General features: G+C 68.9%; 17 protein-coding genes. 9 read left to right on the top strand and 8 right to left on the bottom strand.

What is annotated here, in order from left to right:
- Nucleotide 1: 1 nt before the first annotated feature.
- The 3 genes from EER30_RS31415 to EER30_RS31405 all read right to left on the bottom strand — a co-directional run bounded on the left by EER30_RS31415 (nt 2) and on the right by EER30_RS31405 (nt 2,937).
- Nucleotides 2–895: a protein kinase family protein gene (locus EER30_RS31415; RefSeq protein WP_127504274.1), complete on the bottom strand. Its 894-nt coding sequence runs from the start codon at nt 893–895 to the stop codon at nt 2–4.
- The gene (locus EER30_RS31410) at nt 892–1,626 is read right to left on the bottom strand and encodes an NUDIX hydrolase (RefSeq protein ID WP_127504273.1); all 735 of its coding nucleotides are present in this window, start codon (nt 1,624–1,626) and stop codon (nt 892–894) included. The genes EER30_RS31415 and EER30_RS31410 overlap by 4 nt, the downstream gene beginning before the upstream one ends.
- Before the next feature lie 96 nt (nt 1,627–1,722).
- Entirely contained in the window at nt 1,723–2,937 is a 1,215-nt protein-coding gene (locus EER30_RS31405) for an IPT/TIG domain-containing protein (RefSeq protein WP_127504272.1), read from the bottom strand.
- A 282-nt stretch (nt 2,938–3,219) separates the two neighbouring features.
- Here EER30_RS31405 and EER30_RS31400 point away from each other — a divergent pair, with 282 nt between their 5' ends.
- Nucleotides 3,220–5,499: a beta strand repeat-containing protein gene (locus EER30_RS31400; protein WP_127504271.1), complete on the top strand. Its 2,280-nt coding sequence runs from the start codon at nt 3,220–3,222 to the stop codon at nt 5,497–5,499.
- 92 nt (nt 5,500–5,591) lie between these two features.
- Here the strand turns inward: EER30_RS31400 and EER30_RS31395 are convergent, their stop codons facing one another.
- Nucleotides 5,592–6,335: a hypothetical protein gene (locus EER30_RS31395; RefSeq protein WP_127504270.1), complete on the bottom strand. Its 744-nt coding sequence runs from the start codon at nt 6,333–6,335 to the stop codon at nt 5,592–5,594.
- 235 nt (nt 6,336–6,570) lie between these two features.
- On the opposite strand from EER30_RS31395, the gene EER30_RS31390 reads away from it, so the two are divergent.
- Nucleotides 6,571–8,445 (top strand): S8 family serine peptidase, encoded by a 1,875-nt coding sequence (locus tag EER30_RS31390; protein WP_127504269.1) that lies wholly within the window; start codon nt 6,571–6,573, stop codon nt 8,443–8,445.
- Nucleotides 8,446–8,520: 75 nt separating this feature from the next.
- On the opposite strand, the gene EER30_RS31385 is transcribed toward EER30_RS31390, so the two are convergent.
- Nucleotides 8,521–9,186 (bottom strand): hypothetical protein, encoded by a 666-nt coding sequence (locus EER30_RS31385; protein WP_127504268.1) that lies wholly within the window; start codon nt 9,184–9,186, stop codon nt 8,521–8,523.
- 152 nt (nt 9,187–9,338) lie between these two features.
- Between EER30_RS31385 and EER30_RS31380 the strand changes: the two genes are divergently transcribed.
- Genes EER30_RS31380 through EER30_RS47405 form a run of 4 tightly spaced genes read left to right on the top strand, consistent with a single transcriptional unit; the run spans nt 9,339 to nt 14,045 of the window.
- Entirely contained in the window at nt 9,339–9,938 is a 600-nt protein-coding gene (locus EER30_RS31380; RefSeq protein ID WP_127504267.1) for a sulfite oxidase-like oxidoreductase, read from the top strand.
- A complete protein-coding gene (locus EER30_RS31375; RefSeq protein WP_127504266.1) occupies nt 9,908–10,663 on the top strand; it encodes a ferredoxin reductase in 756 nt (251 codons plus the stop codon). The genes EER30_RS31380 and EER30_RS31375 overlap by 31 nt, the downstream gene beginning before the upstream one ends.
- Complete coding sequence (locus tag EER30_RS31370; protein ID WP_255437001.1) at nt 10,660–10,956, top strand: DUF6510 family protein; 297 nt, start codon at nt 10,660–10,662, stop codon at nt 10,954–10,956. The genes EER30_RS31375 and EER30_RS31370 overlap by 4 nt, the downstream gene beginning before the upstream one ends.
- 2 nt (nt 10,957–10,958) lie before the next feature.
- Nucleotides 10,959–14,045, top strand: a complete 3,087-nt coding sequence (locus tag EER30_RS47405) for an ATP-binding domain-containing protein (protein WP_164842540.1) — start codon at nt 10,959–10,961, stop codon at nt 14,043–14,045.
- A 19-nt stretch (nt 14,046–14,064) separates the two neighbouring features.
- Here EER30_RS47405 and EER30_RS31350 read toward each other — a convergent pair whose 3' ends face one another.
- Nucleotides 14,065–14,445, bottom strand: coding sequence for a hypothetical protein (locus tag EER30_RS31350; protein WP_127504265.1), 381 nt, complete (start codon nt 14,443–14,445; stop codon nt 14,065–14,067).
- A 237-nt stretch (nt 14,446–14,682) separates the two neighbouring features.
- Between EER30_RS31350 and EER30_RS31345 the strand changes: the two genes are divergently transcribed.
- The 3 genes from EER30_RS31345 to EER30_RS31335 all read left to right on the top strand — a co-directional run bounded on the left by EER30_RS31345 (nt 14,683) and on the right by EER30_RS31335 (nt 18,247).
- Nucleotides 14,683–15,552 carry an SGNH/GDSL hydrolase family protein gene (locus tag EER30_RS31345; protein ID WP_127504264.1) on the top strand — a complete coding sequence of 290 codons (870 nt, stop codon included), beginning with the start codon at nt 14,683–14,685 and terminating at the stop codon, nt 15,550–15,552.
- 94 nt (nt 15,553–15,646) lie between these two features.
- The gene (locus tag EER30_RS31340; RefSeq protein WP_127504263.1) at nt 15,647–15,901 is read left to right on the top strand and encodes a PLD nuclease N-terminal domain-containing protein; all 255 of its coding nucleotides are present in this window, start codon (nt 15,647–15,649) and stop codon (nt 15,899–15,901) included.
- 105 nt (nt 15,902–16,006) lie between these two features.
- Nucleotides 16,007–18,247 (top strand): carbohydrate-binding protein, encoded by a 2,241-nt coding sequence (locus EER30_RS31335; RefSeq protein WP_240670415.1) that lies wholly within the window; start codon nt 16,007–16,009, stop codon nt 18,245–18,247.
- Here EER30_RS31335 and EER30_RS31330 read toward each other — a convergent pair.
- Both EER30_RS31330 and tuf read right to left on the bottom strand, forming a co-directional pair.
- The gene (locus tag EER30_RS31330) at nt 18,240–18,845 is read right to left on the bottom strand and encodes an HAD family hydrolase (protein ID WP_349290895.1); all 606 of its coding nucleotides are present in this window, start codon (nt 18,843–18,845) and stop codon (nt 18,240–18,242) included. The two genes, EER30_RS31335 and EER30_RS31330, sit on opposite strands and share 8 nt — an antisense overlap.
- A gap of 60 nt (nt 18,846–18,905) precedes the next feature.
- Nucleotides 18,906–20,096: an elongation factor Tu gene (tuf, locus tag EER30_RS31325; RefSeq protein ID WP_127504261.1), complete on the bottom strand. Its 1,191-nt coding sequence runs from the start codon at nt 20,094–20,096 to the stop codon at nt 18,906–18,908.
- Nucleotides 20,097–20,347 lie beyond the last annotated feature (251 nt).

The following is a 20,347-nucleotide window of genomic DNA, read 5'->3' as shown; positions in this document are numbered from 1 at the left end:
GTTAAACGATGAAGGGCCGGAATGTGCGCGGCCCGTAGAGGCTATGCAGGATGTCGTCGAGCTCGGCCAGCAGACGCCAGGCGTCCTGCGGCCGCATGCGCGGCGCGTCGTAGAGGCAGCCGTCGGCGAAACGCCGCAACGGCTTCGGCGGGTCTTCGATGAGCCGCGTCATCAGCCCGGTGGCCATGTAGATGTCGGTGGCGGGGCCCGCGTTCTTGTCCTTGAGAACCTCGGGCGGGTACACGTCCTTGCGGCGCGCGACGACCGCCTTGACGCGGGTTCCGGAGTAGCACCAGTCGACGAGCGCCACGCCGTGCTGCTCGGGGTGGATGAGCACGTGTTCCTCGAGGACCGCGCCGTGCACGACGCCCGCGCGATGCGCCCAGCCGAGCCCGACCAGCAGCCGCCGCCAGATCCAGGCGATGTCGCGCGCGTCCCTCGGTTCTACTGCATCCAGAGCGACAAAACCGACAAGCCTTTCCTGTACGTTGACTCGCCTGCGCCGTCGTTCCGGGTCTTCATGCAGGTAGCTGTCGATCAGCTTGGGCGCGTACGGCCGGTATCTCGGGTCGCCCTCGTCGCGGAGCCGTCGCAGCGCGGCAGCCTCGGCTTCCATGAGGTCGCTGTCGGCCGGATCGCGCGGGATCTTGGTGATCGTCGTGTCGTCGCGCCTGATCAGGTCGGCGATGTCCCCCACGGCCAGTCGCCGGCCGCGATCGCGATAAAGCCGCGCGAGCTGGGCGAAGGCGTGGGTGGCGCCTTCCGAGTCAGCGGCGGCATCAGGGTGTACGGCCTTCGCGTACGCCCGGTAGGTGGCCTCCTCGCCCCCGTCGGTGATCAACTCTTCGAACGTGGCGGCGTTCCTGATGCGTTCGGCAGCCTCGCCGAACATCATCGGACGTCGTCCTCGCGGGTCGGACGCAGCAGCGCCGGGTGCAGCAGCCGCGCGTCGCCGGCCCGGTAGAGCTTCGGCTTCGGCCCGCCACGCTCGCCGCCGCGGGTCGACGTCTCGCCCGTACTTTCGACAAACCCGGGAACCGAGAGCACCTTGCGGTGGAAGTTGCCGGCGTGCAGCTCCTCCCCCCAGACGGCGGCGTAGATCTGCCGCAGCTCGGCGATCGTGAAGTCGTCGCCCGCGAAGGCGGTGGCCAGCGGGGTGTATTCGAGCTTGGCGCGGGCCCGGTCGAGTCCGTCGGCGAGGATCACGTCATGGTCGAAGGCCAGCCCGGCGGCCTCCTCGACCGGAACCCAGTAGGCGCCCGACGCGTCGGTGCCGGCCTCGGGCTCGGGCAGGCTCGGCGCGAAGGCCAGGTAGGCGACGGAGAAGACGCGCATGCGCGGGTCGCGGCCGGGATTCCCGTACGTCTTGAGCTGCTCGAGATGCACCCGGGCGAGACTGACGCCGGTCTCCTCCTCGAGCTCGCGCAGCGCCGCCGCGTCGAGCCCCTCCTCCTTCACGAACCCGCCCGGCAGCGCCCGCCGGCCGGCGAAGGGCTGCTCGCCGCGCTCGACCAGCAGCACGCAGAGCCGCCCATCGCGGATGGTCAGCGCGACGACGTCGACGGTGACCGCGACCGCCGGATAGGCCGAAGGGTCGTACCCGCTCAGGAACTCTTCCTCACCCATGTCGCCACCCCGGTTGTTCTCAGTTCGAGTAATTCTTGATATGAGAAAGACCGTAGCACGAGAGAAGGCTGCGACGGAAGCCACGGCCACGATCTCTCAGTACGGGGCGACGACGAACACCGCGCCGCTGGTGACGAGCGACGGATTCGCGGCGACTCCGGCGCCCGGGTCGCCGTTCTCCACCACGGTCAAGGTGTAGGCGCCGTCCGGCACCCCGGCGAGGGTGAGCGTGCAGAGCAGCTCGGTGTCCCGGACGACAGCGTCCACTATGCACTCGGCTACGCCTCGGTTGCCGGCCGCGTCGTACGCGTCCTTGACCAGGAACACGTGCGCGTCGCTGCTGCCGGCGGTGCCCGACGTGTCGAAATCAAGGGCGGAGAAGCCCGCCCCCATGACGTCGACGACGACTGTGGACCCGGTCACCGCGGTGTTCGGAGTGACCGTGACGCTGTTGTTGTAGGTGAAGGGAATCGGGATGTCGTTCGTGGCAGGGTTGTTGTCCGGGTCGAGGCTGCTGACCGTGCCTCCCGGACCGTCCACTGTGAGCGCCAGGCCGGCCGCCGCGACCCGCGCCCCGGTGATCGCCGTGAAGCTCTTGCCGTCCGCCGCCACCTTGACGCCGCTGAGAGGAACCCCGCCAACCGCCCCGGTGATCGTGCCCGTGATGGTGCTGAACCCGGTCCCGGTCACCGTGATCGACTGACCGCCGCCGGCCGAGCTGCCGGCCGGGAGGATCGACGCGATGGTCGGCTTGACCGCCACCGTGTAGGACGAGGACGCCAGCAGGTTGCTGTTCGCGATCGAGTCACTGTCATAGACACAGACGTTCCACCGCGCCACCGTCTGATCCCCGACGAGCGACAGCCCGCTGGTATTGATCGTGCTCGCGACCCCGCCGCCATCCAGTGCCGGGTAGGAACTGGACGGAACCCTGAAGGCAATTTTCGTGGCGGTGATCCGTGTAACTTGGGCCGGATCGACCGTGAGCACACCGGCGGTGAGGCTCACGCCCGCGACGCCGATCTGGGCCACCGCCTTGGCCTTGGCGTTGCAGGCGGACGCGCTTGTACCGGTCCCGTAGAACTGGAACTGCACGGTCGGCTTGGTGCCCGCAGCGAACGGCCCCGACACCCCGGGCACCAGCCCCACGGTGCCGACCAGCGTGTTGCCACCACCGCTCCGCCCGGCGGGACTGCTCAGCGCCATCAAAGAGGCGGCCGACGCCGGCCCGGTCGCGGCCAGGACCGAGACGGCCGCCGCGATCAGGATCGTCGCGGCGCAGCTTGCTCGGTGGAGCTTGCCGTGAGACATGAGCGCGCAGCCTTTCCCGGAGGCGCAAGGGGGGCCAGGCGGTCAAGAGCAGCATAACGTCTCTGGTTTTGCGGTTAGGCCAAACGCGAAACGATCCCGGCTTGGCGGACGCTCCCCCTTCCTACTATCCGATCCGTCGGACATTGCACGATATTTGTAACTACGGGCAACTCTTTACTGACTAATAGTTACGCTTCCGGCGAGACGGCTCGCGGCGGTTCACCGAGCGCGGAGCCCACCAATCAGAGACGTGGTCCGTAGCGACCCGTAGGAGGACCTCGCATGCGTAAGTCCAGTACTTCTCGATCCCGGCTGGCGTTAGCCGCCGGGCTGACGATCAGCGCGGCCGGTGCCGCCATGATCGTCGCTCCGGGGGTGGCCCTCGCAGCCACCACGGTGACGCCACCTGTGGTGGCTCCGGGCGGTTCGGTGACGGTCGTCGACGACTCCGCGACAATCGCGGACGGAACCGACGGCGGCGGTACGCCGAACCGGGTACAGATCCTGACCACCGGAACGACCTGCGTGACGCCGATACCGGCAACCTCGACCTCCGTCATCGCCGCCACGGTCACGCTGTCGTCGTCCACGGCCAAGAGCGTCACCTTCACCGTGCCGTCGAGCCTCGCCACCGGGACCAACGGCCAGGTCAAGCGCTACATCGCGTGCCTGTACGAGCCCACCGGCTCCAACGCCCGGGTGGGTAGCGCGACCGGTTACGCGATCCCGGTGGGAGCGGTGCCCACGGCGAACCCAGCGATCGGCCCGACCGGCGGCGGCAACGTCGTCGCCGTGTCGACCGGCACGGGCGGCAATGTCTTCACCGGCATCTCCAACATCCAGGCCCTGTTCACGACCGAAAACATGTGCCCCGCTACCTACGGCACGCCGACCGCCTCGATGGTCGCCACCGCGCAGAAGCAGTCGGACTCGTCGGTAAACGTCACGGTCCCGACCGGGGTCGTCACGCCGGCCGCGGCCTCGGTCCAGTTCAGTCTGTGCCTCTACAACGGTGCTACGACGTCGAGCGCATTGCTCACCGCCGTGGCCTACACCGCCACCCAGATCCAGCTGTCGAACACCACCGGTTCCTGGGCCGGCGGCAACGGCCTGAACGTCACCGCGCCGAACGCGATCCTGGCCGGTATCGACAGCCCTGGGGCGCTGTTCACCACCGCCACCAGCTGCCCCGGCACCTATAGCACGACCGTCACCCTTGGAAGCTCGGTGCCGGTCACGGGCAACAGCGCGCCGCGTAGGGTGAGCGACAACCGGCTGGCCCTGACGGTGCCTCAGCTCTACACGAACGTGGGCGCGTGGAACAGCGCGGTGGGTAGCAACACGAGCTTGCCTTGGCAGCTCTGCATCTACAACGGCGAAGACAACGGCGTCTCGACAACGATCGCCGCCAGCCCTTACACCGCCACGGTGCTGCACACTGCCACCGCTGTCACGCCGCGGGCGGGCACCGCGCTGGGCGGCAGCCGCGTCACCGTCAGCGGCACGTCGTTTCCGCTGACCGCCGCCGAGATCACCGCGACGCTGGGCGGGTCGCCGCTGACCAACATCACTCCGCTCACCCGGACGGCCTTCTCGGCAACCACGCCGTCGCACATCCCGGCCAACAACGTCGCCCTGGTCGTGACCACGAGCGCCGGTTCGGTGACGCTACAGAACGCCTACAACTTCACCAGCGCCCTATCGGTCCGGCCCAATACCGCGCCGAACACCCGGGTGATCGACGTCGTGGTGAACGGTCTCGGGTTCCAGAGCGCGACGTGGAATTCCGGCGATCTGACCAACGCGCACATCTATCTCGTCAACGGCTTGTACAGCTCGTCGTTGGCGGGCGGCAACCGCGCCAACCCGCCGATCGCCGAATGCTCGAACGTCCTGGTGCTCAGTGACTCCGAGCTGATCTGCCGGCTCGACCTGCGGGCTCGGCTCAACGCCGCGGGTACGGCAGTCATGTCCGTTACACCGGTCGGTGGCACCCTGGACACGGTTGCGGGCAGCAGGGTGGTGACGAACTTCGCCGGTGGCACGTTCTCGGCACTCGACATCGGCAAGACCGTCACGGACCCGGCTGCTTCCCCGAGCATTCCCTCCAGTACCACGATCACGGGCATCATCAGCGCTACCAGCGCGCTGCTGTCCAACGCCGCCAGCGGCACCGGAGTCACCACCCCGATCGTTCTTTCCGCGGGTGGACCGGTCAAAACGGTCACAGCCACAACGGCCACAGGAGCGCTCAGCGGCATCGATCCGGTGCTGGTGGCCGCTGACGACACCCGCATCGTCTTCGGTGCGCGCATCAACGCGACGACGGGATCCGTCCTCTCGGCGCAGGCCGGCGCCACGGCGAACATCGCGCCAGATGCGCTGACCAACGGTACGACGACGCTGTCGGTGTTCCCGGCCACGGCGAATCTGCCCGTGCCTGAGGGCGCCTACAACCTGACCTACGTCAGCAACGGCACGGTCAACGCCGTGTCGACCGACGCCACCTACATCCAGAGCGGCATCTCCAGCAGTTCGACCTTCACCGTCGCTCCGTTCTGATCCGGCAAACTCCGATCTGACTGCGACAACGAGCCGCGGCCCGATGCTTTCGCATCGGGCCGCGTTCTCCGTACTCGGCGCGGTCCGCGATGTCATCCGAGTTCTCGCCATTCGCGCATGATTACCGCCGCGCCCTCCGAAAATGACGGCTTGCCGTGAAGGTTGACAGTCACGGCGGCCACGCTCTTCTCGGCGCTCGTCCGCCAGCACACAGCCATGCTGGGCTTCTTGCGCGGCTTCTCCTCGTTGGCCAGCCTGAAGGTCTGCGAACAGCTGACCTCTCCGACCTTCGTGATCCCACCGGCGACCCAGCCCAGCTCAAGCTGGCCTGTCAGGTCACCCTTGGCGGTGATGATCCGCATGGTCTTGCCCTGCTCGGCCGATCCGGTCGTAGTAACCGTGGCGGCGGCCGCCGCCGCTGACAACTCCGGTTGGTCGCGGGGGATGACGGGGTGAAAGTTTGTCACTCCGTGCTTGGCCGCGAAGCTCTTCGCGGCCTTGACCCGCTCGGCATCCGACCTGGGCTCGGCCGACGCGGACCGGGCCGATGCGGATTCGTCGGGCGCAGGGGTCGCGGGGACTGCGGGCTGAGACGACGACCGGATTGCCGGGCTGGCCGGCGAGGACACGCTGCCGACCTCGGTCTGGTTTCCCGCCGAGGTCCGCAAGGGTGTGCCGGCCGTCGTTTCCGCCGTCTCCTCAACGCTGAAACGATCAGCGACGACGTAGCTGCCGGTACCAACGGCGGTCAATCCCGCCAATGCCAGGGCCATCCGAGCCCGACGTGACGCGAAAGGCCGGGACGTCGGCTCCTGCGGGATTTCTTCGTTGGGCATTGCTTGGTCCTTTCTTCGGGTCGGGGCTGTCGAGCCGGCCATCGGAGTTACACGGCCGACCCCGATCCCCCATAGTCGCAAATAACTGGACAAAACGCGGCGAAAGCTAGCCCGCGCTGAGGTCAGACCAGAACTGCAGCCAGGTTGCATGCAACCGAGCTGCACCCAGCACTTTTCTCTCAGTCCAAATGGGGCGACCGACTGTTCTCCTCGACTACACCTGGGGAGGACGTTCATGAGGAAACACCTGCGCCGCTACGCGGTTGGCGCTCTGGCGATCGGCGCGGTCGCCGGTGGCGTCGCGATCGCCCTGCCCGCCACCGTCACGTCGGCCGCCGAGTGGCAGCCGGCCGCCGAATACACGCCGGCCACGGACAACCTGAACGAGGCCCCGGAGAAGCTCCTGCCGGCCGCCGTCTCGGCCGAGAAGCCCGTGCGCGTGGTCACGACGACGCTCGACGCCAACGGCAAGCCCGTCGTCAAGGTCACCACCGCGACCTCGAAGAGCGGCGCGGCCAAGGCCGTCAAGGCCGGCCAGGGCACGGAGAACGCTGTCGGGGTCGAGGTTGACGCTGTGGTCACCGCGACTGACGCGCCCACCGGGACTGACACGATGCGTAGCCGGCAGTGGGACTTCACGAAGATCCGGGTGGCTGACGCCTGGACGAAGTCGACCGGCGCGGGCGTCGTCGTCGCCGTGCTCGACACCGGGGTGGACGCCAAGCACCCCGATCTGGCCGCGAACACCCTGAGCGGCTACGACGCCATCGCCAACAAGGCCGGCGTCAGCACCGACCCGAACGGGCACGGTACGCACGTCGCGGGCACCATCGCCGCCGTCACCGGCAACAACGTCGGGATCAGCGCGGTCGCGCCGGGGGTCAAGATCCTGCCGGTCCGGGTGTTGAACGCGAAGGGGTCGGGCTTCATGTCCGACACGGCCGAGGGCATCATCTGGGCCACCGACCGCGGCGCGAAGGTCATCAACATGTCGCTCGGGTCGAGCTCCCAGACCAAGGCCGTGACCAGCGCCATCACGTACGCCCGGGGTAAGGGTGTTGTCGTTGTCGCGGCGTCCGGGAACGACCGGGCGAAGGGCAGCCCGGCCAACTACCCGGCGGCGGACGCGGGTGTGATCGGGGTCGGCGCCACCGACTCGGCCGACAAGATCGGCACCTACTCGACCGCGGGCAGCTACGTCGACGTGTCCGCACCGGGCACGGGGATCCTCAGCACCTACCCGACGGCGCTCGGCGGTAAGACCGGGTACGCCTCGATGAACGGCACCTCGATGGCCACCCCGCACGTCGCGGCCGTCGCCGCGCTGCTCAAGGCGTACCAGACGGCTCTGACGCCCGACCAGGTGCAGAGCGCGCTGGAGCGCTCGGCCGTCGACCTGGGCGCGAAGGGCCGCGACAACGACTTCGGCTACGGCCGCATCGACGCCGTCGCCGCGCTGCAGGCGGTCACGCCGGTTACCAGCCCCGCCACCACGAGCCCCACCACTCCGGCAACGACGAGCCCGGCCACCACCGCCCCGGCCGCGCCCAAGCCGACCACGACGGCCCCGGCCACCAGCCCGACCATCAAGATCACTGCCGCCGCCACCGACGTTGTCTACGGCACTTCCACCACGGCGACCTACACGGTGACCGCCGGCGGCATCCCGTGGGCCGGTAAGGCCGTCCGCTTCGCCGTCACCCCGGCGGCCACGACCAAGACCACCTACGTCAACGGCACCACCGACGCGAACGGCAAGGTCGTCTTCTCGCGGACCGCCGTCGCCCACGTCCAGGTCCGCCTCGAGGTGCCCGCCGCCGACGCCACCGTCACCTCGGCCGCCACGAGTTTCACCGTCCACTCGACGGCCACCGCGGCGAGCCCGTCGGCCGGCAAGGTCGCGCTGGCCTTCGCCGGCCCTCTCGGCCAGAAGATCAGCTTCGAGAAGTACGAGAACGGCCAGTGGGCCGGGTTCGCCACCGCCACGGTCGACTACGCCAAGACGACCTACTCCGCGGCCATCCTGAAGTCCGGCATGACCGTCCGCATCGTCGTACCGGGAACCACCGCGGTCACCGGCGTCACCACCGCGGCAGTCAAGATCGCCTGACCCGTACGGATTCAAGCCCCCAGCACGGAAGAGGACCCTGGAGCCGTACGCGGGGCGCCGGGGTCCTCCGTGTTGTCAGCCCAGCCGCGCCCATTCGCGTTCGAGCACGGCGATGCTCTCGGCCGTCGCCGGACGCCCCCGCGAAGACGTCGCGACGGTGACCACGCTGCGCTGCGGCGACGTGCGCCAGCAGACAAGCGTCGGCGGCGCGGCGGAGGCGGCGGCGCCGGCGTCCGAGCGAGCACTCCGGCTGCAGCGGGCCCGTCCCACCGCCCAGCCCTGATCACCCACGAGGGCCAGTTCGGGCCGCCCGCTGAGGTCGAACGCGGCCACGGTCACCCGGATCGTGCCGGACGCGGTGTTCTCGTTGAGCTGGACGACCGGCGCCGAGGCGATCAGGACCGAGGGCGACGGCGGTGGTGGAGGGGTCGGGCTGGTCCGCTGACGAACGCCGGACCGGACGACCCGCCACGGCGTGACGGTCTTCTTCGAGCGCACCACGGAGACGGGGGCGGACGCGGCCGGCGACGGGGACGCGGACGGAGTGCGTTGCGGCTGGGCGATGACGAGCGGGCGGTCCGAGGAGGGCAGCAGGTCGACGACGTCGATCTGCGCGGCGAAGGCGCCCGCTCCCGCGATCGCAAGCAGCCCGGCCAGTCCCACGCCGAGCTGCTTGCGGCGCTGATTGCGGCGTTCACGCGCCAGCGATCGGTAGACGCCGTTCTCGTCCTGCACTGTCATGCCGCGCGGTTCCCCGTTCGAACGCCTGAGTGAAGCCGTACGCAAAAGCATCGTCGCACCCAAGCCGGACAAAGGGCGTCCGAACGGCCAAAACACGAGAGTGACTCGGCCAACACTGACAGCTAATTGATCATGTGCTTTGCTCAATCACTATGGGCATCATTTCTCGAGGATTCGGCGGCCGACGGCGCGAGTCGGTGCCCGGCCTGCCGCCCGGCCAGTACCTGACACACGACTTCCCGGTGCTTTCGGCCGGGCCGACCCCGCGGGTCCCGCTCGATCGCTGGCGGTTCACCATCACCACCGAGACCGGCGAGAAGACCAGCTGGAACTGGAGCGAGTTCCAAGCACTGCCGGCCGAGGACTTCACGGTCGACATCCATTGCGTCACCAAGTGGTCCAAGCTGGGTACGACCTGGCGCGGAGTCTCGCTCGACACGCTGCTCGGCGATGTCGAGTCGTCCGCCGACTACACGATGGCGCACAGCTTCGGCGGCTACACCACGAACGTACCCATGGAAGATCTTCTCGACGGCAAGGCCTGGGTGGTCTACAAGTTTGAGGGTGAGGATCTGCATCCTGAGCACGGCGGGCCGGCCCGTCTGCTCATTCCGCACCTCTATTTCTGGAAATCAGCGAAATGGGTGACCGGCCTGACGCTGATGCCCGAAGATGAGCCCGGCTTCTGGGAGGCGGCCGGCTATCACATGTACGGAGACCCATGGCGAGAACAGCGATATCAGGGCGACTGATCTGGCGGGCGGCCACTCTGGCCGAAGCCCACTGGGAGACGCCGACGGCACGCACCTTGGTGCTCGACGTTCCGGACTGGCCGGGGCACCTGCCCGGCCAGCACGTCGACGTGCGCCTGACGGCCGACGACGGATACAGCGCCCAGCGCAGCTATTCGATCGCGTCGTCCTGGCCCCATCCCCAGAACAGGGTCGAGCTGACCATCCAGCGGCTCGACGACGGCGAGGTCTCGCCCTATCTGACCGACACGGTCGAGGTCGGCGATCAGATCGAGCTGCGCGGCCCGGTCGGCGGGTGGTTCGTCTGGCGCGAGACGCAGACCGCGCCGGTGCTGCTGCTCGGCGGCGGCTCGGGGGTGGTGCCGTTGATGGCGATGATCCGCGCCCGCGCCACGGCCGGCACGAAACAGCCGTTCCGGTTGATCTACTCGGTGCGCACACCCACTGACATTCTGTACGCCGAGGAGCTGCGGCGCCGCGTCCGGGACGACGCGGGCCTCGATGTTCACTACGTCTACACCCGCAAGACGCCGGACGATTGGTCCTCGCCCCCGAAGAGGATCGACGTGGCGGCCCTGAACACGTACGGTTGGCCGCCGGACTTCGCGCCGGACTGCTTCGTCTGCGGCCCCACGACGTTCGTCGAGGCCGCCGCGGATATCTTGGTCGCGCTCGGCCACGACCCGCGCCGGATCCGCACCGAACGCTTCGGAGGAACGTCGTGACAGCTACATCGACAGAGGAATTCGAGGACGGCGCGACGCTCGACGGCAACGCGATGGCCGGCGACCTGCGCGAGGTCTTCGCGGTCGACGTGACCTCGGCGCGTTACATGTGCGCCGGGTGCCGGCACACCGACGCGGTCGCCACCCTGCGGCTGTGGAACCGGGCGCCGGGTCTGGTGGCGCGCTGCCCGAACTGTGAGGACGTGGTGATCCGCGTGGTGCGCGCACCCGACAAGGTCTACCTCGACCTGCGCGGCAGCGTACGCCTCGAAGTGCCCCTCGAAGGCGTCTGACCTTGACCGTCCTCGGCGAGCCGGAACGTCCGGTTGTTGTCGGCGGGCCTCCGGACGAGTTGCTGGCCGGGCTGGCCGACGCCACGACGATCCAGGCCGCCCAGGACGAGCTCATCAGTACGGTTCCCGAAAGCGTGCTGCTGATCCAGGGCGGCCCGGGCACCGGTCGTACCGGGGTCGCGCTGCGCCGCGTCGCCTGGCTGCTCGGCCACCCCGACCTGGGCCTGACCGCGCCCGAGGTGCTGATTGCCGGCCCGTCGCGCGGCTTCGCGCGGCACACGCGGGGCCTGCTCGGCGCGTGGGGTCACGAGGGCGCCACGCACAGCTCGATCGACGAGCTGCTGCCCAAGGCGGTCACCGGCGGTCCCGAGCCGCCCCACGTGATCCGGCTCAGGGGCGAGGCGCGGATGGCCGGCCTGCTCGCGCGGGCTCTCGCGTCCTATCGCGAGCGTCCCGCCGATCTGCCGGCCCTGGTCACCGTGCATGGCCGCGAGGTGAGGCTCGACCCCGCGACCGTACGGCGGGTGATCGCCACCGCGACGGCGAGCAAGGCGACCGCGGGTGACCGGCGGCGGCTGCTGCGGGCGGCGCTGGTGACCGAAACGCAGGACCCGCGCCTGATCCTCGATGCGGCCGACCAGCTCGCCGACCTGCTGTGGCCCGAGTTCGACGCCGCGACGTTCCTGACCAAGCTGTTCGGCTCGCGGGAACTGCTCGCTCTCGCGGCCGAGGGCGAATTCACCGAGCGTGAGATCGACGCGCTCGGCGAGGGCTTCGGTCCGGCCGATCCGGCGCTGCTCGACGAGGCCGAACATCTGTCCGGGATCTCGCCACCGACGTACGCCCATGTGGTGGTCGACGAGGCTCAAGATCTCTCGCCGATGCAGTTGCGGGCAATCTCGCGGCGCTCGGCGAACGGCTCGATGACCGTGCTCGGCGACCTGGCCCAGTCGACCGGCCCGTGGGCCCGCGAAGACTGGCACGACGTGCTCGCCCACCTGCCCACGGCACAGCCGCACGTGCACCGCGAGCTGCGCTTCGGCTATCGCGTGCCGCGGCAGATCTTCGGGCTCGCGGCCGAACTGCTGCCGACGGCGGCGCCCAGCGTGCAACCCCCGGCGACGGTACGCAACGGCCCGGCCGATCCGGTGATCGTGCCGGTCGAACCGGCGACCCGCGCGGCGGCCGTGGTGAGATCGGCAGCCGAGCACGCCGAGTCGGGCCGGTCGGTCGCGATCGTGTGCCCGCCGCGCTGCCGCGACGAGGTCGAGGAGCTGCTGCGCTCGGAGAGGCTCCCGTGGAGCCCGACAGCCGGCGACGACCGCGGACCGTCGATCAACCTGGTCGGCCCGCACGAGACGAAAGGCCTGGAGTTCGACGCGGCGATCGTGGTCGAGCCCGGCTTCATCGTCGACGACGACCCGCGCGGGCATCGGCTGCTTTACATCGCGTTGACGCGGGCCACGAGCTATCTGCACCTGATCGGCGCCCGGGAGGATCTGCCGGCCGCTCCGGTCGTCACGTCCGCGCCGTCCGCGCCGTCCGCACCATCCGCGCTGTCTTCGCCGTCCTCGCCGTCCTCGCCGGCCTCGCCGTCCGCACCATCCGCGCTGTCTTCGCTGGCCGCGCCGTCCGCGCCGTCCGCGCCGTCCTCGCCGCTCGGGCGAGAGGCCGAGCGCTCGGGTCGGCACAAGCGCCCCGAGCCACTTGCTGAGGACAGCCGTCCTGAGCGGGACGACCGCCTGGGGCCGAGCGACCGGGACGAGCTGGATGACTGGCTCGATGAACTCAAGCAGGACGACGAGAGCGAACGGCCGGAGCAGCGCAGGCGGCTGGCCCGCAACGCCGAGCCCGAGCCCGGCCAACGACCCGGCCAGAACGAGCTGGATGATCGGCCCGATCTGGACGAAAAGCCGAAGCGGGCGCAGAGGCACCTCCAACCCGCACCGGATGAAAAGCCCGAGTCGGACGAACCGCACGATCGGCCGGTATTCGACCTACCATTTCCGGAAGATGGGCTCTCTCGGGACAAAACCTCCGAACGGTTTGATCTCGGTCTGCGCACCGATGAGTTGACGACGGACAGGCGGGTTGGGCCGGACACAAAGCCTGAGCTTCATGAGGAGCGCAAACCCTACGGTCAACACGCACGCCCCGAGTCGGTGCTCGAACTTGAACTGCACCAGCACAGGCCCGGGTCTGAGGTTCCGCACGCACCGGAACAGCGGCACGAACCGGAACCGCAGCTCACTTCGGTGGTGCAGCTCGCGCAGGAGCCGCAGCTCGAACCAGAACGACAGCACCCATCGGAATCACAGCTCGGACCGGAACCGCAGCTCGAACTGGGACCACAGCTCGGACCGCAACCGCAGCTCGAACTGGGACCACAGCTCGGACCGGAGCCTCAGCTCGAACTGGGACCACAGCACCCATCGGAACCACAGCTCAAACCGGAACCGCAACTCGAACTGGGACCACAGCTCGGACCGGAACCACCGCCCGTTTCGGAGTCACAGCTCGTAACAGGACCGCAGCTCGGACCCGAACCGCAGAGCAGGCTTGAGCCACAGCAAGCGCCGGAGCGGCCTAAGCGGGCGCACCGCCACGCGGCGCCGGAGGCACCGCAGGAGCCGGACTCTCAGCGCCAGTGGACCAAGGAGCCGTGGTGGGATCCGGAACCCGATCCCGAACCGGAACGCAACGGGGAGCCGGACCAACGAGCCGACACACAGCAGCGGGCCGAGCCAGACGAACGAGCCGAGCCGGAACAGCAAGCTGAACCGGAGCAGCAAGGCGAGCCAAACCAGCGAGCCGTGCCGGAACAGCGAGCCGAGCCGGAACAGCAAGCCGAGCCGGAACAGCATGGCGAGCCAAACCAGCGAGCCGTGCCGGAACAGCAAGCCGAGCCGGAACCGCGGCCTGAACCGGCCCCCGCGACGCCGCCTCCGCCGCCGCTTGATCCGGCCGTGAATGAGCACATCACCGTCGTGGCGCACGCGCTGGCCGAGACGTTGCTGGCCAACCTGACCCCGGAGCTGTGGCCGGTCGCGCTCGACCGTCTGATCGAGCTGATCAGCCCCGACCCCTGACGACGCCGAGCACGAAACCTCAGCCGCGGAAGCTGCTGCGGAGCCGCTGGGTCAGCGAGACCGGCGCGGGCGGGCGAGTGCTGGCCGGCTGGGGCGTGGAGGGACGGGAACGACCGACGGGGCGGTCGTAGTCGGCGGTGGCGATCGATTCGATGATCTGGCCGTCGCCGAAGTTTTCCGACTCGGGGATCGAGGCGACGAAGCCCACCAGGATGCCGTTGCGCATGATCTGGGCCTCGAGGCCGGCGGTGCCGTCGTTGTCCCAGATCGCCTCGCGGCCGTCGGGGAGTGTGACGCGAATGCCGTATTGGGTGACGCCGGCCTGCGGCAGCTTCACATGGGCGAAGACATTCCGCGAGCGCAGCGTTTCGACGATCCGGCGTGCCCGTTCTTCTTCCATGTGAGGACGGTAGCCACGGCGGCTGAAGGCATGCTGAAGATCGCCTGTGGCCGTCGTGTGAATCGGTCGCACAGGGTCGCCGACCCGTCACCGCATGACATAGATGCAGGTCACATCGACGAATGTTACTACGAAGTAACGGGAATGTCACCGTGTTTCTTTTCCCAGCGGCCCGGCTTACCGTGCGGTGACCGGAGCGCTTCGGCTTCCCCTCCCCCACGGACCGGAGGCCACCCGATGGGCAGACGACTCGGCTGTCTCGTCACTTCGACCCTGCTGTCACTCGCCGTCGCCATACCCGCAGCAGCAACCCCAGCGGCAGCAACCCCCGCCGCCGCGAGCAACACCGCCGCGAGCAACACCGCCGCGGCACGTCTCGCCGTCGCGGCGATCAACCCGGCCGAAACCGACTACGTCGCGCTCGGCGACTCCTATTCGTCGGGCGTCGGCGCGCCCGGCCAGAGCATCCTGTGCTTCCGCAGCGCCCAGGGCTATCCGGGCCAGTGGAAGGCGCGCAACAACCCCAAGTCGTTCACCGATCTGAGCTGCGGCGGCGCCGAGACCGGCGACGTACGCAGTCTTCAGGTCCCGTTCCTGCGCGGCTCGGCCGATCTGATCAGCATCACGATCGGTGGCAATGACGCCGGGTTCGCGCCCACTGTGCTCGGCTGCCAGGTCAGCAGCGACGCCGCCTGCCGCGACCGGGTCGCCGCCGCGCGCGCCGACATGACGGCCACGCTGCCCGCCAAGCTCGATTCGACGTACGCGGCCATCAAGCGGAAGGCGCCCGGCGCGAAGGTGGTCGTGCTCGGCTATCCGCTGCTCTTCGACACGGCGTCGGCGAGTTGCGGCCTGGCCGGGATGACCCTGGCCAAACGGCGGGCGCTCAACGAGGGCGCGCAGACGCTCAACGACGTGATCGAGGACCGCGCCCGAACGGCCGGCTTCGTCTTCAGCGACGTCCGCGACGAGTTCGCCGGCCACGGCATCTGCTCGTCAAGCCCCTACCTGCACGGCCTCACGGTGACGCCGCCGCAGAACTCCTTCCACCCCAACCTCAACGGCTACACGTACGGCTACCTGCCCGCCCTCGCCGGCGCCCTGTGACGCGCCCCGGGTGGCGCCCCGACGCAAGGGCGCCACCCGATCGCACCCGCCCGGGAACGGCGGATCGCCCCCGCGGGCCGGAGAGTCCTCAGGCATGGCCCGTGTCGTTACTCTTCTGCTTCTACTCGACCTCGCGCTCGTGATCATCGCGCTGGTCGACGTCCTTCGCGCTGACGAGAAGGCGATCCGCACCGCGCCCTGGGCCGCCTGGATGTTCGCCATCCTGCTGCTGTCGCCGTTCGGGGCGATCGCGTGGTTCGTCAAGGGCCGCCCTGTGCCGCATGTCCCGCTGCGCGGCTTCGTCGCGCCGGACGACAACCCCGAGTTCCTCAAGACGCTCGGCAAGTAGAGGCAGCGTGGTCGTGGGGCGACCGTTGCGGCTGTTGCCTGTTAGTTAAAGACCTTAATAAACTCCGGAACGGATAGTGGTTGATCTATCTCTTCTGGAGGTCCGGTGAAGCGATCCGTAACCGCGGCGCTGGCCGTCGCATCGACGACCATGACGCTACTGGCAGGGCAACCCGCCACCGCAACGACGCCGAGAGGGCACGGCTCGACCGCCACCGCACCCACGCCGCGAGGGCACAGCTCGGGAGAACTGGTCACCGGCACCCACTCGACCGGGCCCACCAACGCGTGGGCCCCGCTGCCCACGACGCGGGTCGGTGACGGCCGGGGTCAAACCGTCGACACGACCGTGGTCGTCGACCCGTCGCAGACTCGGCAGCGGTACAGCGGCATCGGCATGTCGATCGACGAGACCAGCGTCTCGAACCTCTGGAAGCTGACCCCGGCCGAACGCGAGAAGGCCGTACGCCTGCTGGTCGACCCGAAGCACGGGGCCGGGTTCGATCGGTTCCGGCTCACCATCGGCAGCCCGGACCTCATCGAGCACCTGCCGTTCTGGTCCTACGACGAATTGCCGCCGGGCGTCACCGAGGACTTCGCACTGAAGCATTTCTCGATTCAGCGCGACATCGATCTGCACATGGTCGAAGCGGTCAAGCTCATCCAGAAGTACAACCCGAGGGCCACGTTCTTCGCCTCGGCCTGGAGCGCGCCGGCCTGGATGAAGACCAACAACCGGTTCACCGGTGAGGTCGCGTTGAAGCCGGGCAGTAGCACCGAGCACTACCAGGTCGGCAAGCTGCGCGACGACTGCATCGACGTTTTCGCCCGGTACTACGTGAAGTACTTGAAGGCGTACGCGGAGAAGGGCATCAGAATCGACGCGCTGACGCTGCTCAACGAGCCGGGAATGGACGTCGTCTATCCGGCGATGGACATCAGCGTCGAGCAGCAGCAGAAGCTCTCGGTCGCCATCAAGCGTGAACTCCGCCGCGCGAACATTGACGCTCAGCTCTACGTGCACGATTTCAACTTCTGGGACTGGCGCGACCCGAACAGCACGGCGACCAAGAACTACCACCGGATCATGAACGACCCGGCCACACGGAGGGCCGCCGACGGCATCGCATTCCACCCGTACTGGGGCGATCCGACCGTCATGCGCGACGCCTACCAGGAGTTCGGCAAGCCGGTACACATGACCGAGACGAGCGATCTCAACCCGGCGACCGTGCTCGACTACTTCCGGTTGAACGCGAGCAGTTACACGCTGTGGGCGCAGGCGACCGACCAGACCGGCGGCACCCTGCACTGGACCGACCAGCGCGACAACGACGTCGACTGGGCCGAGATCGGCCGCACCACCAAGTGGCCCAACCGTCTCGTCAAGGTCAACACCGAGACCCAGACCTTTTCCGTACGGGATGAGCTGTACCCGCTCGGGCAGTTCGCTCGCTATCTGACCCCGAGCGACGTACGCGTCGAGTCGAGCGCGACCGGCGCCGGGGTCAGCAACGTCGTCTATCGCGACGGCGACCGCTTCACCGCGGTAATCGGTAACTCGTCGTCAACGGCGAAGCATGTCCGCGTGACGCTCGGCGACGAGTCCTTTGTGGTCACCGTGCCCGCGAACGCGTATGCGACGTACCGCTGGAAGGGCGACCCGCCCCGCCGCGACCACGCGCCCATGCTCAAAGACGTGCCGCCGGTGGCCGCGGATCAGTACGCGACGACCACGTTCCGGCTGTCGGCGAGCGACCGGGATCGGGACCGGCTCGCCTACTACGCGACGGACCTGCCGGGCGGGGTGTCCCTCGACGCGTCGACCGGGGTGGTGACCCTGAGCCCGACCGTGGCCGGAACGCAGCGGCTCACCTTCCACGCGACCGACGGCGCCGCGCGCGACACGGTGACGGTTACCGTGAACGTGACGCCGCGAGGGGCGCCGGTCGGCGTACGGGTCGAGGCCGAGTCGTACGCGGCCCAGAGCGGCTGGACCGAGGGCGGCGCGAACTTCGTCGAGAACAACGCCGGGGCCAGCGGCGGTAAGAACATCGGCTGGACCGCACCCGGCAAGTGGCTGAGCTACCGCGTCGACGTCGCCCAGCCTGGAACGTACGACCTGGAACTGCGCGTCGCCAACGGCACGGGCGCGGCGGCCGCGAACGCGATCTCGATCCGCTCGGCGGCCGGCGACACTGTCGCGACGGTGTCGGTGCCGGACACCGGCGGATGGGCCGCCTACCAGTCGGTGCACGTGCCGGTCGAGCTGGCCGCCGGCGATCAGCTCGTGACGGTCTTCTGCGAATCCGGCGGGTTCAACCTCGACTATCTCTCGCTCAGCTGACGTTGATCGGGTGCCGCTGCCACGGTGGCGGCACCCGGACGGCGGCCATGCCCGCCGCGGCGGCCGCGCGCATGCCGAAGTCGGTGTCCTCGAAGACCAGGCACCGTTCGGGCGCCACCTCGAGAAGCTTGGCCGCGTTGAGGAAACACTCCGGGTCCGGTTTGCCGTTCGCGTAGTCGCCGGCGCACACCATCACCTCGAAGCGATCACGGATGCCGAGCGCGTCCAGCGACGCCGTCACCGATTCGCGGCTGCTGCCCGACACGACGGCGAAGGGCACCTTCCCGTACGCCGCCTCGATGTGCTCGAGAACCTCGGGCACCGCGCCGACCTGCGGCAGCAACTCGAGGAAGATCTGCTCGCGGCGCGCGTCGACCACGTCGGCCGGGATCGCCAGGCCCTGCATCGCGTTGAGGTCGGCGATCACCTCGGCCGGGGTGCGGCCGCCCCACGCGTAGAACTGCTCCTCGCCGAAGACGACGCCGTACTCCCCGAGCACCTGCTGCCACGCCTGATAGTGGATCGGCATGGAGTCGGTAATGGTCCCGTCACAGTCGAACAGGTAGGCGTCGAACTCGCCCTCGGGCAGCGGCAACATCACCGGGCCACCGTACCGACGGGAGTGGCCCCGGCTTCAACAACCGGGGCCACCTGTGACTCAGTCGAGCAGGGCCGTCACCGTGCCTGCGGCGACCGTGCGGTTGCCCTCGCGCACCGCGAAACCGGCGCCGACCTCGAGCGCGACCGGCTTGCCCAGCGTCACCACGACCTTGTCGAGCGTGTCGCCCGGCATGACCAGGTCACGGTCGCCGAGGTCCATGCCGCCGGACACGTCGGTGGTGTGGAAGAAGAACTGCGGACGGTAGTTCGTCTCGAACGGCGTGTGCCGCCCACCCTCCTCCTTCGTCAGGGCGTACATGCGGGCCTCGAACTTCACGTGCGGCGTCACCGAACCCGGAACCGCCAGCACCTGGCCGCGCTGCACCTGCTCGCGCTTGATGCCGCGCAGCAGCACGGCCGCGTTGTCGCCGGCCTCGGCCGTCTCGAGCGACTTGCCGAACGTCTCGAGCCCGGTCGCCACGGTGGCGATCGTCGGGCCGAGACCCACGACCTCGACCGGCTCGCCGACGCGCAGCGTGCCGCGCTCGATCTTGCCGGTGACCACGGTGCCGCGGCCGCTGATGGTGAGCACGTTCTCGATCGGCATCAGGAACGGCTCGCCCAGCTCGCGCTGCGGGATCGGCACGTAGTCGTCGACGGCGTCGAGCAGGTCGGCGACCGACTTCACCCACCGCGGGTCGCCCTCGAGGGCCTTGAGCGCGCTGACCCGTACGACGGGAACCTCGTCACCGGGGAACCCGTACTCGGTCAGCAGCTCCCGCACCTCGAGCTCGACCAGGTCGAGCAGCTCCGGGTCGTCGACGGCGTCGCTCTTGTTGAGAGCCACCACCAGGTAGGGCACGCCGACCCGCTGCGCGAGCAGCACGTGCTCGCGCGTCTGCGGCATCGACCCGTCCTGGGCGCTCACCACGAGGATCGCCCCGTCGACCTGCGCCGCGCCCGTGATCATGTTCTTCACGTAGTCGGCGTGGCCGGGCATGTCTACGTGCGCGTAGTGCCGGTTCAGCGTCTCGTACTCGACGTGCGCGATGGTGATGGTGATGCCCCGGGCGGCCTCCTCGGGCGCCTTGTCGATGCCCTCGAACGCGACGTACCGGTTGGAGGCCGGGTCGCGGTCGGCGAGCACCTTCGTGATCGCGGCGGTCAGGGTCGTCTTCCCGTGGTCGACGTGCCCCATCGTGCCGATGTTGACGTGTGGCTTCGTACGGATGAACTGGCTCTTGGCCATGGTTTTCTCAGTCCTCACTGGATGTAAGGGCACAAGGGATGCGCGCCTGTCGCCAGGCAGGTCACGCCAGAACCGCGCAGGGCGGAACCACCCTCCCCCTACGGTTCTGCTGCTGGTGGGGAAGGGTCAGATTCGCGTATCGACGCCGCTGAGATCGCGCACGCACACGGGAGCCGCCACGAGGGGCAGCTGCAGACCGAGTGCGTACATGCGCGTCACGATAGCCGGTAACGCCGGACGGCCCCACCGAA

The sequence above is a fragment of the Actinoplanes solisilvae genome (genome assembly GCF_003999975.1).
Taxonomy (GTDB): Bacteria; Actinomycetota; Actinomycetes; order Mycobacteriales; family Micromonosporaceae; genus Actinoplanes; species Actinoplanes solisilvae.
The sequence above is the reverse complement of the archived record's forward strand: the minus strand, read 5'-3'. Positions and strand labels throughout refer to the sequence as shown.

What these genes read in the sequence shown, in the direction of transcription:
- EER30_RS31415 (WP_127504274.1), bottom strand. Translation starts at nt 895, where the DNA reads ATGATGTTCGGCGAGGCTGCCGAACGCATCAGGAACGCCGCCACGTTC.
- EER30_RS31410 (WP_127504273.1), bottom strand. Translation starts at nt 1,626, where the DNA reads ATGGGTGAGGAAGAGTTCCTGAGCGGGTACGACCCTTCGGCCTATCCG.
- EER30_RS31405 (WP_127504272.1), bottom strand. Translation starts at nt 2,937, where the DNA reads ATGTCTCACGGCAAGCTCCACCGAGCAAGCTGCGCCGCGACGATCCTG.
- EER30_RS31400 (WP_127504271.1), top strand. Translation starts at nt 3,220, where the DNA reads ATGCGTAAGTCCAGTACTTCTCGATCCCGGCTGGCGTTAGCCGCCGGG.
- EER30_RS31395 (WP_127504270.1), bottom strand. Translation starts at nt 6,335, where the DNA reads ATGCCCAACGAAGAAATCCCGCAGGAGCCGACGTCCCGGCCTTTCGCG.
- EER30_RS31390 (WP_127504269.1), top strand. Translation starts at nt 6,571, where the DNA reads ATGAGGAAACACCTGCGCCGCTACGCGGTTGGCGCTCTGGCGATCGGC.
- EER30_RS31385 (WP_127504268.1), bottom strand. Translation starts at nt 9,186, where the DNA reads ATGACAGTGCAGGACGAGAACGGCGTCTACCGATCGCTGGCGCGTGAA.
- EER30_RS31380 (WP_127504267.1), top strand. Translation starts at nt 9,339, where the DNA reads ATGGGCATCATTTCTCGAGGATTCGGCGGCCGACGGCGCGAGTCGGTG.
- EER30_RS31375 (WP_127504266.1), top strand. Translation starts at nt 9,908, where the DNA reads ATGGCGAGAACAGCGATATCAGGGCGACTGATCTGGCGGGCGGCCACT.
- EER30_RS31350 (WP_127504265.1), bottom strand. Translation starts at nt 14,445, where the DNA reads ATGGAAGAAGAACGGGCACGCCGGATCGTCGAAACGCTGCGCTCGCGG.
- EER30_RS31345 (WP_127504264.1), top strand. Translation starts at nt 14,683, where the DNA reads ATGGGCAGACGACTCGGCTGTCTCGTCACTTCGACCCTGCTGTCACTC.
- EER30_RS31340 (WP_127504263.1), top strand. Translation starts at nt 15,647, where the DNA reads ATGGCCCGTGTCGTTACTCTTCTGCTTCTACTCGACCTCGCGCTCGTG.
- EER30_RS31330 (WP_349290895.1), bottom strand. Translation starts at nt 18,845, where the DNA reads ATGTTGCCGCTGCCCGAGGGCGAGTTCGACGCCTACCTGTTCGACTGT.
- tuf (WP_127504261.1), bottom strand. Translation starts at nt 20,096, where the DNA reads ATGGCCAAGAGCCAGTTCATCCGTACGAAGCCACACGTCAACATCGGC.